Here is a 15,666-nt window from a genome sequence, read left to right on the forward strand (position 1 = left end):
CTTATTTATAAAAGTAAGGGGAAGGCAATAGTTGCTTTTCCCTTTTTCTTAAAAAGGAGGATGTGAAATTGACGAATAACACAGTGTTACGGATCAAGGATATTCATAAATCTTATACGGGCGTAAAAGCGCTTAGCGATGTATCGATAGATTTTCTTCGAGGGGAAGTACATGCAATTATTGGAGAAAATGGTGCCGGAAAATCTACATTGATTAAAATAATTTCTGGAGCCATTTCTCCAGATAGCGGTATTATATCTATTAATGGAAAAGAGAATAAAGCGATGGATCCGCAGTATGCAAAAGCGAACGGAATAGAAGTGATTTACCAGGAATTCACTTTAGTTCCATCACTGTCAGCTGCAGATAATGTATTTTTAGGAGAGAAAAAACCTGGATCTTTCATTGTGGATGATAAAGAGCGTATAAGACGAACCGCTGAGATATTTGACCAGTTAAATGTGAAAATTAACCCAAATAAACCGGTACGTGAACTTTCCCCAGCGTTTCAACAGATTGTTGAAATTGCAAAAGCTGTTAGCCGTGATGTTAAAGTGTTAATTATGGACGAACCAACTGCTCCTTTAACAGTATCAGAAGTCGACATGCTTTTTGATATTGTTCGAGATTTAAAATCTAAAGGTGTCACAATTTTATATATTAGCCACCGGTTAGAGGAGTTATTTGAAATTGCAGATAGAGTATCGATCATGAGAGATGGTAATTATGTGGACACAAAAAATATATCCGATACCAATCGTCAAGAATTAGTTTCACTTATGGCTGGTCGAGATTTAACAGAAAGTTATCCAACACGCAAAAATTATATTGGTGAAGAAATATTACGAGTAGAAGATTTAAGTGGTAATGGAGTGGAAAATATCAACTTTAAATTACATAAGGGGGAAATCCTCGGGTTTGCAGGCTTGGTTGGTGCAGGCCGTTCTGAGTTGATGGAGTTAATTTACGGTGCAGCTCGTCGCACGGATGGGAAAATATTTTTGAGTGGAAGGGAGGTAAAAATTAAATCTCCCGGAGATGCGATTGCAAAAGGAATTGGACTAATACCAGAGGATAGAAAAAACTCTGGTGCATTTTTAAGTAAGTCGATCCAATGGAATACGGTAATTAATTCTATTAAAAAGATCAGCAAATTCGGGATAGTAAATACAAAGAAAGAGATGGAAATTTCTGAGGAGTATAAAAAGAAGTTCAAGATAAAAGCACCCTCTCTTCTTCAAAATGTGGGCAACCTTAGTGGTGGTAATCAACAAAAGGTTGTTATTGCAAAAACGATGGCTGCCGAGACTCAAGTTATTATTTTTGATGAACCTACTCGCGGAATTGATATTCAAGCGAAACAAGAGATTTATAAGTTGATGAATGAACTAGCAAATTCAGGATATGCCATTATGATCGTGTCTTCAGAGATGCCTGAGCTAATTGGTATGAGCGACCGTATCATCGTAATTGCAGAGGGAAAACAGATGGGCATGCTGACGAAAGAGGAATTTGATCAAACTAAAATCTTGGATCTTGCATCAGGTGGCGAGCAACAGGCTTCATAGAAAGATGGGAGGAATTACTTATGAGTATTTATGAATTATATAAAAAATATGGAATTTATATTCTTTTGTTATGTGTGATTGCTATTTTTGGATTTTCTACTCCGAACTTTTTAAGTTTTGAAAACTTAATGAATGTTATACGACAAGTCTCTATGTTTGGTATCGTTGTCGTCGGTGTTACTTTTGTCATGATCTCCGGTGGTATGGATCTTTCTGTAGGTGGTCAAATGGCCGTCAATGGTATGATTGTTGGAATTCTTATGGTTAATTTTGGGGTGGGTATAGTACCTGCTTGTATCATAGGTATTATTATTGGTACATTAATGGGAGCGGTTAATGGGTTAATTGCCGTGAAATTAAATATAATGCCAATTATAGTAACTCTAGGTACCATGCTGGCGTTACAAGGTTTAGCTTTTGTAATTACAAAAGGATTACCTGTCTTTGGGTTACCAGAAGGATTTGCCATGTTAGGGCAAGGATACATTGGACCAATTCCTATACCAGTTATTATTTTTGGAGTAGTTGTTGCAATAGCCTGGTTTATTTTGAAAAAAACCTATTTTGGACGATATGTTTATGCTATGGGTGGAAGTCGTGAGGCAGCACGTTTAGCGGGTATTAATATAGAAAAAATGACTTATATCGTTTACGCTCTTTGCGGATTTATTACTAGTATAGCAGCTTTGATAATGCTTTCACGGACAAACTCTGCTCAACCGGGTGCTGGCGCATCTTATCCTTTCGATTGTATGACCGCAGCCGTCCTTGGTGGTATCAGTTTTGCCGGTGGAGAAGGAAAGGTTGGAGGAGCTGTTGTCGGTGTATTGATTATTGGTATTTTAAATAATGGTTTACAATTGATGAATGTTGATTCTAATTGGCAGGGTGTAATTAAAGGGCTTGTACTTATAGCAGCTGTCGGTATTGATTCTATACAAAGAAGAGAAAAGAAAGCAAAAGTATCTGAAGTTGCAGTTAAAGCTTAATTTATTAAGGGTAATATAGAAACCGATCATATATCAAGATTTCTCTAGAATTTCATTGGATGTTTAACTGGATTGATTTAGGAGGAAATAAGATGGAAAAATTTCAATTCTTTAAATCTAGTAAAATTTCAAAGCATGTGACAAGAATTTTTGGCCCAACTGGTGAATTAATGTATTTAGTGGAGGGAAACAATCGAGCTGCCCTTATAGATACAGGTACTGGAGTTGGAGATTTAAAAGCGTATATTAATAAACTGACAGATAAGCCAGTTTTTGTATTATTAACACATGGTCATGTAGATCATGCTATGGGTTCACCTGCATTTGATGAAGTATATATGAATTCATTAGATAAGGAAGTCCATGTAAATCATAGTGAATTTGCGATTCGAAAAGAATATCTTCAAATGACTATGGGTGACAAATTTGCACTGATTAAAGAAGAGGATTATATTCCTATTGAGTCGTGTGATCGTTATAAATCGCTTTCGCCAGGAGATCATTTCGATCTTGGTGGAATTACCCTGGAAATTTGCATAGGGGCCGGACATACCCCGGGTCTAGTTACAATCTTGATCGTAGAGGAGAGATCATTACTTTTAGGTGATGCTTGTAACCCCTTAACATTCCTTTTTGATGAGCATACACTCGGTGTAAGTTCATATGAGAAGACTTTGAGAGAATTAGATAAAAAGACCAAGGGACGTTATGACAGAGTGTACTTATCTCATGGGGATGGAGATGCTCCGAAGGAAATGTTGGATTCCGTTTTAGCCGTATGTGAAGACATTAAAGCTGGAAGAACAGATGATGTGCCATTTAATTTTATGGGATATACAGCATTTATAGCAAAAGAAATTGATGAAACCATGACAAGACGAGATGGTGGACTTGGTAATATTATCTACAGTAAGGAAAAGGTAAATCAATAGAAAGTTAGAAATGTTCCATACAAGTTAACCTTTTGTGGAACATTTTCTTTTATGGATTATGTCCCAGACTTAATGAAACTGAGGTGAAAGAACTTGTATATAGTAATTGATATTGGCGGCACTTTTATTAAATATGCATTAATGAACAGTGAAGGAGATATTGTTAAGAAAAGAAACAGACCGACCCCAACAACCAATTTATCCGACTTTAAGCAAGTGATTTTTTCCATCATTGAAGAGCATGATTTATTTCATGTGAAAGGAATCGCAATTAGCTGTCCTGGAATAATAGATGTAGATAGCGGTACAATTTATCATGGAGGTCTTCTTCCGTTTTTGCATGATGTGAATTTAGTGGATATCATTTATGAAAAATATGAAATGTATGTATCTATTGAGAATGATGGAAAATGTGCAGCATTAGCCGAATTATGGATGGGAAATGTTAAGGATGCAAAAGATTCAGTAGTTCTAGTATTGGGAAGTGGTGTTGGAGGAGGCATCATTATCGATGGTAAACTTCATAGAGGTTTTAATCTTTCGGCTGGAGAAATTAGTTATGTTATGAGTGAGGTTAATCAACAAACCAGAGAAGGAAAACTTGTCGGTATTGAATCTTCAGCTGTTAAGATGGTAACTAGGATTGCAGAATTGAAGAATCTTAATGATACAACCGATGGAAAGGCTGTATTTGAGTTCATTAATGCTCATGATAAAGAAGCAAATGAGATCTTTAATGAATACTGTATTCAATTGGGTACACAAATTCTAAACTTGCAATATATTTTAGATCCAGAAATTTTTGCAATTGGGGGAGGAATAAGCTCACAACCAGTGGTTCTAGAACGAATAAAATGGGCAATTAATGAATTAAAAGAGAAAAATCCAATACACACGGCAAAACCCAAAATTGTAACTTGTAGATTTGGGAGTGATGCAAACTTATACGGTGCGCTATATCACTTCCTATTAAAAACAAAACTCTAATTCTTAGAAAAACAAAACATAAGGTGGGAAATGATTTTGACTACTAGAACATCATTTGAGGAAGTATTTACTATTACAATTGAAGTTGATAAACCCATTGTAGTGGGTCAGGATGATATCGTTGGAAGAAGACAGTTGATTCCCATATTATCAGGTGAGGTAATTGGTAATGGTTTTAATGGAAAGGTTTTACCGGGAGGGGTAGATAGCCAGATTATTCGTCCAGATGGAAAATGTGAACTTTCTGCTAGATATGCTATCAGGCTAGACGATGGTGCGTCAATCTACATAGAAAATAATGGAATACGAACAGTTCCTGAGGAATATGTAGTGAATGTAATAGCAGGTAAGTTTGTAGATCCTGATGTTTACTATTTCAGAACCATTCCAACGTTTGAGGTATATGATGAAAAATACAAATGGATGATGAATCACATCTTTATTTGCTATGCCACTAGATTACCAGATAAAGTTTTATTAACATTCTATAAATCTAAATAATATTTTATTATGAAAAGCTACCCAAGTTGGACAAATCGCTCTACAAGGTAGCTTTTTTTGCATTCCACATTAGAAATAACTAAACGGTTTTTGGTCACAGAAATTCGAAATAAAAACTTAAGTTTGGCGAATCACTTTCAACAATTACCTTTTATGTCTATTGTATAAATTATTTTTTAAAAATTATTGGTTAAACTTTTAGTAACTTGGAAAATGGTGGAGGTTATTTAAAAGGTTTCGTATTAGTTAATGCCGAATTTTGGGCATTTGAATGACAGAATATCAGCACAACTATATACCTATTAGTGGGGTATTAAATAAGCTAACTAAAAATATAAACGATACAAAATATGAATGGTTCAGCGATACGTATAGTCATTACGGGGTATATATGCTTAATATTAAGGTATATATATGTATGGTTTTTGAGTTTTAATAATAATAAATACTAAGATTTCTATAAGCTTGCTAAGTTTTTAGGCTGCTTAGATAACTGTAAATTTAAAAAATAAGCTGCCCGAATTCTGGCAGTTTTTTTTACTATATCTGGAACTCCCTCCCCTCCATAAGTTCTCAACCCCAATCTTACCAACTTTTTCGGTAACTTTAATAATTGGCACGGAAATTGCATGTTAATAAAGTGCCAAATGGATTTAGGAGGGACTATTATGAAACATAATTTATATAAACCCAATAGACATTGGAAGGATATAGACCTTTGGAAGGATGTTACTGAAGAGCAGTGGAATGATTGGCTCTGGCAGTTAACAAATACTGTTCGAACACTTGATGATTTGAAAAAAGTAATCAATCTGACTCCAGAGGAAGAGGACGGTGTTCGGATATCGACAAAAACCATTCCACTAAATATTACTCCATATTATGCATCTCTCATGAATCCCGATGATCCACGTTGTCCAATTCGAATGCAGTCAGTACCAATATCGCAGGAAATATATAAAACAAGATATGATCTCGAAGATCCTCTTCACGAAGATGAAGATTCACCTGCACCAGGTTTAACACATCGCTATCCAGATCGTGTGTTATTTCTAGTGACAAATCAATGCTCCATGTATTGTAGATATTGCACCAGAAGGCGATTCTCAGGACAAATTGGAATGGGAGTTCCAAAAAAACAATTAGATCAAGCAATTGCTTATATTAGAAATACACCAGCAGTGAGAGATGTTTTAATATCTGGTGGAGATGGATTATTAATAAATGACCAAATTTTAGAGTATATTCTGAAAAACCTGCGTGAGATTGATCATGTAGAAATTATTCGAATTGGTACCCGTGCTCCTGTAGTTTTTCCACAACGAATTACTGAGAATTTATGTTCAATTTTGAAAAAATATCATCCAATCTGGTTAAATACCCACTTTAACACCTCAATAGAAATAACAGAGGAATCGAAAAAAGCGTGTGAAATGTTGGCGAATGCCGGTGTTCCTATTGGTAATCAGTCTGTTATTCTAGCAGGAATAAATGATAGTGTTCCAATTATGAAGAAGCTGATGCATGACCTTGTGAAAATAAGAGTACGTCCTTATTATATCTATCAATGTGATTTATCTGAAGGAATTGGCCATTTCCGTGCTCCGGTCTCAAAAGGTCTTGAAATTATTGAAGGGTTGCGAGGCCATACTTCGGGCTATGCTATTCCAACCTTCGTTGTTGATAGTCCTGGAGGTGGTGGGAAAATTCCTCTTCAGCCGAATTATCTGATATCCCAAAGTGCTGATAAAGTCGTATTGAGGAATTTTGAAGGCGTGATTACATCCTATCCGGAACCAGAAAACTATATCCCAGGTAAGGCTGAGGATTATTTTAAAGAGGTTTATCCTGAATATGAGAACTATAAATCTAATGTTGGTATCGCAGCTGTGATGAATGACAGTAAATTCAATCTCGTTCCAGATGGACTCCAACGGTTAGACAGACGACATCAATATCAGGAAGACCAAACTCATTCTTCCTTAAAAAATAAACGTGAAAAGCGTGATGAGTTAAAGGAAAAGAAATATCGGGCACAACAACAAAAATTCAGGGGAATTTCTGATCAAGAACCAGACATAACCGTAAAGGAGTAGTGATTAATTTAATATGAGATGTGAATGGTGTGAAGGGAAGGCGAGTGTAGGTGAGAGCACTGTATATTGGGAGCTTCCAGACGGATCAAGGGCTATTGAGATTACTGAAACACCAGCGATAATCTGTAGCGAATGTGGAATGGTATATCAGGAAGACAATGTAATCAAGGAAATAGAGGATCAATTATTTTTAGTCGATACGGGGAGAATAGGTAATAGGATAAGTCTAAAGGAACTAATGAAACTAACAAGATTGCTAAAGAGAAATTACTTTGATTTTTCTTCATAGAATAATAGCAATCGTAAAAAGGAACTAGTGGGTGCCTTTTTGTAATTATACAAGTTAGAACCATCAAGGGGATGGTTCATTTGATGCCGCTGCATCAGATGAACCGTCCCCTTGATGCGATTTCCATGCTTTCCTTAATAAAATCATGGAATGATTATCGTTTGACCCAAATGGATAGTATCGGTTGATAAGTTGTTTGCTGATTTGATCGCCGTGACGGTTGTATTGTATGTGCGGGCAATCGAGTATAGGCTATTACCAGATGCAACTTTATGGATGACGACTTCTTGTGGTATTTTCAAGATTTGTCCTACAGTTAAAAAGTCGCTTGTTAGATTGCTTGCTGATTTAATCGCCGTTACTGATGTACCATATTTGCTAGCAATTGAATAGAGCGTGTCTCCAGCTACCACCGTATATGGCTGCATAATCGTCGTTGTTGTCGGAGCCACTGATGGTTCCGGTACGGATTCAGGCTCAGACACTGGTTCTAAAATTGGCTCTCCAACCGGTTCCGTTTCTGCAACTGTTTCAGGCACTGTCTCCGCACCCGGTTCTGCCTCTGCAACTGGGTCTAGGATCGTCTCTTGTTCTGCCTCTATAGCATGTTCTGTTTCCGTCCCTGGTTCAGTCTCCGCAACAGGATCTTGTATCGACTCTGGTTCTGCTGCGGTTGTAGTAGGCGAAACGTTATTTGTTGGGAGCTTTAATACTTGTCCTACATATAACATATCAGAAGTTAGAGAATTAAGTGCTCTAATTTCATCAATGGTTGTCTTGTTTTTACTTGCGATCAGCCAGAGACTATCACCAGCAACAACTCGGTATGTCGTATACTCTGCTTGTGCAGGTTCGGATGGCTTTTCAGGTGATACCACTGGAACGGTATTCGGAAGTTTTGTTATATAACTGTTCCAAATATCTTTATCCTCTTGTCCAAGGCTCCAATTACCGACGCCACGTAGATTGTATTTCCTAACAAGTTCAAGCTTGTGTTGAATCGATTCCTCATTTTCAAACCAGACAGTATACGTTCCTAGAGATAGAGTACGTCCAGAAATAACGGTTGTTGGGTCACCTTCTTTGATTGTAAATGTAGCTTTCGGAGTCTTGCTTATTTCATCAAACTCGATTGTGCCATGGTATCGTTCTACCAACATATTCACTTGCCAATTCGAAAGTCCGTATCCGCCATAATTTGCTCCTTCTTGCCAATAGCGACCAAAATGAGCGGTGCCGAGAACCACTTTGTCAGGGGCGACTCCTTCCGAAACAGCATATTGAATGGACTTTTCTACCCAAGAGTGGCTTGCTACAGACCCCGGTTCACCACCTTCATAGCTTTCATCATAGGCCATGATCATAAGGTAGTCCGCAATGTTAGCTAGCTCTGTGTAATCATATGAACCATGCCATCCTGCTTCCCAACCATTTGGATTCGCCGCGACTGCAACGGAAACCTCTTGATGATTAGGGATTAATTGACGTAGCAACCTTACAAATTCTGTATAATTTTCACGGTCTTGGGCCGTTACATTTTCAATGTCCACATTGACGCCATCCAGATTATATCGATCAATGGCATCTGCAATTTGTCGGGCAGCTAATTCTTTATTTTGGAGCATCGCTCGACCTACTTCACGATTCCAGTGGTTACTTAAAAATGGAACCACTCGTACCCCTTGACGATGCATCGTATCAATAAAATTCTGATCGACCTGATAGGTGAGCTTTAACGTCCCATCTGGATTAATATCAAAATAGCTAGGTGATACAATATTGACTGCATGGCCCGTCGAATTCACGACATTGGCATATTCCTTAGTACTGCCAAAGTATAAATACCCGAGATTCACGACTTCACTTGCTGTTAAGGGAAGACGTAGTGTCTGGGTAACGACCAGGGCATCGGTTGGTAAATGATTTAATGCCATTAATGCATCAACTGTCGTATTGTATCGTTTAGCGATGGAATAAAGGGTATCACCAGCCGATACCGTATAGGTGTTTAATGTTACTGACGTTACACCACTTAGGTTTCCTGATGGATCTGTTAGTTTTACGGTTGCAGAGTGTACCGTTTGAATATCTTGTAAAAAAAGATCGACTGCGTAATATCCTTCTTCATCAACGGTTGTTCTTTTAGAAACAAGCTTATTATTCGCTGAATCAAACAGAGTGACTTCAATCGTTCCATCGGGTTCAGCACTCCCAAGTAAGGTGAAAAGGTGCTGCAAATTCTCATAACGGAAACCACTTTTGGCGACAACTGGGTTTTCAACAACGGTATCCTTTATCACTGTTGCTGAGTTCACAATCCCTGTGTTACCTGCTTGATCCGTTTGGATAAATTCGAAAGTTAATGGACCGTCCTTAAACACAGATAAATCTACTGTGTCAGAAAAAGAACCATTTATCACCAGAGCAGACTTACGTATTTGTCGTTCATTGTCACTGATTAAAATATCAACGATTGCTCCTTCTTCCATACTTGATCCTTTTAATGTAAATGGTTGTTGATTGGTGCGATTGATGAAATCAGGTAAGTTTGTCACCACCTCGGCAGGTGCCGTCGTGTCCTTCACAATGGTAACTGGTTTTGGAATTCCAACATTACCCGCATTATCAATGGCTCGAAAAGTAACAATCAATCTTCCATCCTTAAGTTCTCCTAAATCAAAGCTTTGCTCAAATTTTCCTTCATGATTACTCTCGACTGTTTTTGTTACCGTATTGGTCCCATCAGTATACTGAATCTCTAACTTTGTATGGGCCTCAGTTTTACCGCTTAGCATATAGGAAAGGACATTTCCACTATATATACTTGACATACTTTCAAGGGTAAGGTCAGTCGGTCCGATGGTATCCTTTACTAGCATTTTGGCATATCTTTCACTTTCATTTCCTGCTTGATCGATTTGCATGATTTCGAATGTGACTTCTCCATCATCGATGGATGATAAATCAACCGGAATATCAAACTCGCCATTTTCATTGACTGTTCCAGTTACATTTAGTACTTGCCCATTTGGATGAAACATACGAATCAATAGTTCGGCATTAGGCTCGCCTTTACCTTGCAGATGATAGGAGGATTGATTGCCCTGATTAATAAAGTTTGTATTATGCAAAATAGGTGCATTTGGATTGGATGCATCCTTAATAATCGTGGTTTCAAACGTTTCACTGGTCAACCCATGAGTGCTTGTTTGAAACGCTGAAACCATAATGCTTGTGTCGATTAACATACTAACATCAACACGAACTTCAAACTCCCCATTTTCATTGGCAGTGGTTGATACCAACTGATCGGGGTTTACCCCATCCGATAGGCTAACATCAACTACAGCCCCAGGTTGTGCTTTTCCGATTATTTTGTAATTCTCTGCATTTTTACTATTTATTACGTCCAGGGCTGCAAGCTCAGGTGCTGCAATGATGGTCCGTTTTTCGATGGTTGTTTGCTGTGGCTCACTTTGATTTCCTACTTCATCAGTTGCACGGATGGTCACATGAATAGCACCATCTCGCAGCGTTCGTAAATCGGCAGTGGCCTGGAAGGTACCTGTTGAATCGGCTTTAGCTCTTGTGACAATTTCTTGATTTCCATCATCAAAAAAAACGACTTCAACAACCGCTCCTGGTTCTGCGTGGCCGACGAGTGGATACTGACTAACGTTGTCAGGGGTAATCCCTTGTATATCTTCTATCGTTGGAGTGAATGCTGATGTATCTTTTTGGGCTGTAGCTACTTTCGGTTCACTTTTGTTTCCATTCTCATCAGTAGCAGTTGCAAGCAAAGATAACGGCCCATCCTTTAACCCTTTTACATTTAACACGGCTTCAAATTGACCGTTCGGATCAGCTTTTATAGTGATTTCATTTGCTTGATTACCTGTATCAGTGATACGCAGTGTTATCGTTGCGTTTGCATCCGTTTTTCCACTTATAGCAAAATTTTCTGCATTCGCACTGGTTACTATTGAAGGAATATCTAACTCTGGTTGTATAACAGACGTATCCTTTGAAACATTTACTTTTGTGGCGCTGCTGTCGTTACCTGAATTATCGCTTGCCTTCATAACTATAGAAAGTGACCCATCCTGTAAAGAAGTAACATCCACATTCGTACTGAATTCACCATTCCCATTCGCCACTACTTTCGTCGTAATAGAAGGATGAATCCCATCAGATATGGAGATTTGTACGACCGCACCGGGTTCAGTGGTCCCCCTGATTGGATAGCTTGCAGCTGATTCACTCGTAATTAATTCAGCAAATGTCGGCGTGGGTTCAGCGGGTGGAGTCGTGTCAACCGGTATCTGGATAGATTCTATTGCAGTCGGGATGATTAACTTCTGACCAATCGAAAGGATGTCAGATGTAAAATTGTTTGCATTTTTAATCGCACTAACGGTTGTACCATACTGTCGAGAAATGGCATATAGGGTTTCTCCTGCAGCAACGATATGGGTGACTGTGCTCACATTTTGTTCTGGAGGAGCTGTTGGATTCACGACTGCTGGTTCCTCAGCTGCAGAAGAAAGAGCCACTGACGTAATTGGTTGTGGTATTTTTATTTTTTGTCCGATAGAAAGGACGTTTGTAGACAGCTGATTATAGCTTTGGATTAACGAAACGGAAGTATTATTGCGTTTGGCAATCGAGTAAAGGGTATCGCCTGAAACAACAGTATATGTATAATAAGGGAGACGTAGCTCTTGCCCGACATGAATCATATCCGTTGTTAGATTGTTTGCTTGTTTAATGTCCGCTACTGCAACATTTAGTTCCCTTGCAATCTTGTATAACGTATCTCCTGCTTTAACTGTGTACGTATCATATTTTGGTGCTGTTTGCATTTGAGTGGGTGTTTGCGCACTTGCTATATTCCCTGATGCCCCCAAGTAAAGAGTAGTGACGACAAAGGAACCTACGAGCACCTTTACAATTGTAATCGGTACATTTTGGAACCTTTCTTTAATGATTGACCGTAGATGTGTTTGTAATTCTGTTTTTCTCCCAGAAGGTTCCCCTAGCTCTGCAGCAAACTCGGTCATCTGTGGTTCTAGATAGATATTTAATATGTAACTTCCACGATCTTCCTTTAACTCATATCTCATAATTTGCATCAAAAAACCTCCGTAAACAAGAAAACAATAATCGAGAGCTTCCTTAGGTCTTGTCTTAGTTTCTCTATTTCTAGGAGATTCATTAGGAAAAACGCATTCAAAAGATCAAGCCTTTAAGCAAACCCCATGAACTGCCACGAATACTTGCTAATCAGGAAAATTACAAAGATTTAATGAATCAGCCACGCTTATAAAAAGGAATTACTGTTGACTTTACAAGCTAAGATAGTAAAACACTTGCCTTTTCCAAAATACCTATAGTAAGGTAACAGGGAAACCATTTGTGAAAGGCGTGTCCTAAATTTTGAGAAAATCGTTCTATCACTTCTTAATGAAATATAGGCATCCAGCACCAAAGGATGCCATTAGTCGGTTTGCCAATGATGCCTACGTAGATCATAGCTTTCCGAAGACATCAACTGACTACACTGAATTATCCTCCTATTTGGAGTTAAATGGCCAGTACTTAGAGAGCATGGCTGTATTTGATGATGCATGGGATTTATATGTAAATGACTAGGTCATAAACACATTAGAATAAAAACGCTTGACACGTCTCTTCTATAAAGAGACGTTTTTTTATTGCTTGCATATGCTATTGTAATCAGTAAATACGACAAACATTTGAGGTGAACCATAGACATGAGTGACAGAAAAAAACCAAAATATAAAATCGGTGATACTGTCGTGGTCACCATGTATGGTACGGTGGGCAAAGTAACAAATCTAAAGTGGCTTGATGGTATGTATGTATATGAAATAAATAAAAGTGAAGGATTATACATGGAATCAAGCCTCCAAATGCTTTCCGATTATGAAGGTGATCCGATCGAACGAGAAGAGATTGATATAGAATACAAGTTTTTTATTGGAGATCTTGTCCAAGTAAAAGGTTATGGGGCGGATTTATTTAAGGTAGTTGGTTTTCGAACAGAAATCTGGCGTTATAAAGAGGATGCATGGGAGGATGTGATCTATGAGCTCTCACGTATCAGTGATGGGGAATGGCTAGAAGTGAATGAAGATGAGTTGACGCTGATTGCCGATGCCGATAGCGCAGATACGTTTATACAAAAGCTTGGACTTTTGTATTCACTAGATAAGAAGAAAAAAACTCTTAAACTACCTGAACCGAAAAATGTCTATAGAAAAGCTGAAAGAGAAATATTAAATGAAAAAAAACAATCAAGTGAAATGATCGATGCCTTATTAGACTTGTATAATGACTATCGTATACTATATGAAATGTTTCATGATGAAGATTATGTAAAAGTCATGAAGCTAGTATTAAAAAAACTGCAGCAATTAAAAACGAACGATGGAAAAAGCAATGTGTGATCAGTTTAAATAAAAGAAGATGAAATAAATAAAAAGCGGAACTCCTGTCCAAATAGCTCCTTGAAAAAAGAAAGACGTAATCTTCTCAAATGAATTTATTAGTACACTTTCTTCACTATTTATATCCTCACTAAATGATTGAAACAGCTTTGAAAAGGTTGTCATAAGAACTCCTCCTAAAACTTTTGTTGGTATTTCATCTTTATGCTTGTCCAACTAAAAACATTCCAAACGTATGAAAAGAAAATTTGATCAAAGGTGTTGTATTTTTAAGGGAATTAGCATGAAAAGGCTTTATGCATCATACATTTTGAACAAAAGGGGGGCGAGTCAATGAAGGAGATTGAGGTATTCATCGACACCGATGAAATAGCAGAGTTTTTCTTTCAAGAGTTGATGAAGAGGGGCTATGTACCCTCAGAAGGCGAAGTGGAAGAACTCGCTGATATTACTTTCGAATACTTAATCGAAAAATGCATTATAGATGAAGAAATCGAAGATGAATAGCTTATGAAAATCATTGTATGACCCCAATAGAAAGGACGAAGCGATTAGCTTCGTCCTTTCACTATGATTCAGAAAAGTTGTCGAGGGCAGAATACAAAAGATAATGACGCAAAGCGACTACCGTTAAATCATAGTCGGTCACCTCTGGAAGTTCATTGAAAAACGATAAAACATCCATGTTTTTTTGTGAAAACCAGTCAACTTTATTCGTATACTGATGCGTGACATCATCCCAAGCACTTTCAAGGGCTGGACTAAATAGCTTTTCATTGGCGTTCTTTAGTTTCGTAAAGAGAAAATCCCAATAGTCGCTTCTGGAACCCGTATGCGGTTGATTGTGAGAAAATCTAACTGTTTCTGATATATATCGTTCTTCGAATAAAATTTGATATAGCTCCTTCCCTAGTTCAACCCGCTTATTCACATGTTCAAATTCTCTTACCGTCTTTCCGCTAAGACGATACCGGTATTTTTTTGAGACTTTGTAAGGAATAAAAATTGTTGTAAATCCAAGATTTTCTTGTAATTTGTAGGGGAGCTCTTGAAGCAGAGAGGTTGAATGATAAATACCTTTGATCACTCGCTCCTCTAACATAAATTGTTCATTAATAATCATAGCTACGGTTATTCCCTTTGAATTCTTTTTTAAATAAAAATCATTCCAAAAGGGTTCCATAAATGTTGATACATGAAATGCAGTTAGAAGGTGGAAAAGTGGCTTTCCTATTCTTTTGCTATGTTCATAAAGAAGCAATTGTGGAAAGGCATCTTGAAAAATGAATGCATTTGATCGTTCGAGGAATAAAAAGTAGCGATTTATTTGAGAATCAGACAGGAAGTCCTTTAAATAAGAGCTCTTTAAGTCGGTCATGTAATATCCCCCATTTCGGGAAACGATATGAGCCAGGAAGGACCAGTGAACCTCTTGATTTCTGGTGAAAAAATCATAATAGGCTTGGGTTCTCGTGATGTTATTTTTGTTATACGCCTGAGTTTCCTTTGTAATTTGCGCAACGATGTTTTTTTCTTTTTGATCCGTATAAAGAATCGGTGACGGGGCATGCATGTTTAATTGCTCGATAAACATTGATTTTTCCTTTAAACTATAGATTTCTTTACGTTTAATTAGTGGAAGCATCCAGTGGGAAATCTTTTCTTGAAGAAGACCCAGAAAAGGAATAGAAGAAAAATTCATATTTTGCCACCTTTCTATGAAACCTTCCATCAGAAGCAACGTATATATTTATATCAACCATTAGGAGGATTAAGTGATGTTAAAAAAAATCCTAAAGTCAATATTGGGAAGTTCTCATCATCGAAAGTATAG

General features: G+C 37.6%; 13 protein-coding genes. 10 read left to right on the top strand and 3 right to left on the bottom strand.

Annotated features, from left to right (window positions below; all coding sequences use genetic code 11):
- The first annotated feature begins 68 nt into the window (after nt 1–68).
- The 7 genes from ACQ5H4_RS01545 to ACQ5H4_RS01575 all read left to right on the top strand — a co-directional run bounded on the left by ACQ5H4_RS01545 (nt 69) and on the right by ACQ5H4_RS01575 (nt 7,362).
- On the top strand, nt 69–1,568 hold the full coding sequence (locus ACQ5H4_RS01545; protein ID WP_430773216.1) for a sugar ABC transporter ATP-binding protein: 1,500 nt from the start codon (nt 69–71) through the stop codon (nt 1,566–1,568).
- Between the two features lie 20 nt (nt 1,569–1,588).
- On the top strand, nt 1,589–2,557 hold the full coding sequence (locus ACQ5H4_RS01550; protein ID WP_430773217.1) for an ABC transporter permease: 969 nt from the start codon (nt 1,589–1,591) through the stop codon (nt 2,555–2,557).
- Between the two features lie 92 nt (nt 2,558–2,649).
- On the top strand, nt 2,650–3,489 hold the full coding sequence (locus ACQ5H4_RS01555; protein WP_430773218.1) for an MBL fold metallo-hydrolase: 840 nt from the start codon (nt 2,650–2,652) through the stop codon (nt 3,487–3,489).
- 93 nt (nt 3,490–3,582) lie between these two features.
- Nucleotides 3,583–4,476 carry an ROK family protein gene (locus tag ACQ5H4_RS01560; protein WP_430773219.1) on the top strand — a complete coding sequence of 298 codons (894 nt, stop codon included), beginning with the start codon at nt 3,583–3,585 and terminating at the stop codon, nt 4,474–4,476.
- 36 nt (nt 4,477–4,512) lie between these two features.
- Entirely contained in the window at nt 4,513–4,977 is a 465-nt protein-coding gene (locus ACQ5H4_RS01565) for a DUF3237 domain-containing protein (protein WP_430773220.1), read from the top strand.
- Between the two features lie 668 nt (nt 4,978–5,645).
- Nucleotides 5,646–7,073, top strand: a complete 1,428-nt coding sequence (gene kamA, locus ACQ5H4_RS01570; RefSeq protein WP_430773221.1) for a lysine 2,3-aminomutase — start codon at nt 5,646–5,648, stop codon at nt 7,071–7,073.
- Between the two features lie 13 nt (nt 7,074–7,086).
- Nucleotides 7,087–7,362, top strand: a complete 276-nt coding sequence (locus tag ACQ5H4_RS01575) for a YokU family protein (RefSeq protein WP_430773222.1) — start codon at nt 7,087–7,089, stop codon at nt 7,360–7,362.
- Between the two features lie 143 nt (nt 7,363–7,505).
- Here the strand turns inward: ACQ5H4_RS01575 and ACQ5H4_RS01580 are convergent, their stop codons facing one another.
- Nucleotides 7,506–12,494 carry a LysM peptidoglycan-binding domain-containing protein gene (locus ACQ5H4_RS01580; RefSeq protein WP_430773223.1) on the bottom strand — a complete coding sequence of 1,663 codons (4,989 nt, stop codon included), beginning with the start codon at nt 12,492–12,494 and terminating at the stop codon, nt 7,506–7,508.
- Between the two features lie 304 nt (nt 12,495–12,798).
- Here ACQ5H4_RS01580 and ACQ5H4_RS01585 point away from each other — a divergent pair, with 304 nt between their 5' ends.
- Together ACQ5H4_RS01585 and ACQ5H4_RS01590 are read left to right on the top strand one after the other, a co-directional pair.
- A complete protein-coding gene (locus tag ACQ5H4_RS01585) occupies nt 12,799–13,014 on the top strand; it encodes a YozE family protein (protein WP_430773224.1) in 216 nt (71 codons plus the stop codon).
- Between the two features lie 122 nt (nt 13,015–13,136).
- Nucleotides 13,137–13,832, top strand: coding sequence for a hypothetical protein (locus ACQ5H4_RS01590; protein ID WP_430773225.1), 696 nt, complete (start codon nt 13,137–13,139; stop codon nt 13,830–13,832).
- Here ACQ5H4_RS01590 and ACQ5H4_RS01595 read toward each other — a convergent pair whose 3' ends face one another.
- Complete coding sequence (locus tag ACQ5H4_RS01595) at nt 13,833–13,997, bottom strand: hypothetical protein (RefSeq protein ID WP_430773226.1); 165 nt, start codon at nt 13,995–13,997, stop codon at nt 13,833–13,835.
- Between the two features lie 168 nt (nt 13,998–14,165).
- Between ACQ5H4_RS01595 and ACQ5H4_RS01600 the strand changes: the two genes are divergently transcribed.
- On the top strand, nt 14,166–14,339 hold the full coding sequence (locus ACQ5H4_RS01600; protein ID WP_084361903.1) for a YozD family protein: 174 nt from the start codon (nt 14,166–14,168) through the stop codon (nt 14,337–14,339).
- A gap of 61 nt (nt 14,340–14,400) precedes the next feature.
- On the opposite strand, the gene ACQ5H4_RS01605 is transcribed toward ACQ5H4_RS01600, so the two are convergent.
- Entirely contained in the window at nt 14,401–15,534 is a 1,134-nt protein-coding gene (locus ACQ5H4_RS01605; RefSeq protein ID WP_430773227.1) for a DUF2515 family protein, read from the bottom strand.
- Nucleotides 15,535–15,666 lie beyond the last annotated feature (132 nt).

It is taken from the genome of Bacillus coreaensis (genome assembly GCF_050586445.1).
Taxonomy (GTDB): Bacteria; Bacillota; Bacilli; order Bacillales; family Cytobacillaceae; genus Robertmurraya_A; species Robertmurraya_A coreaensis.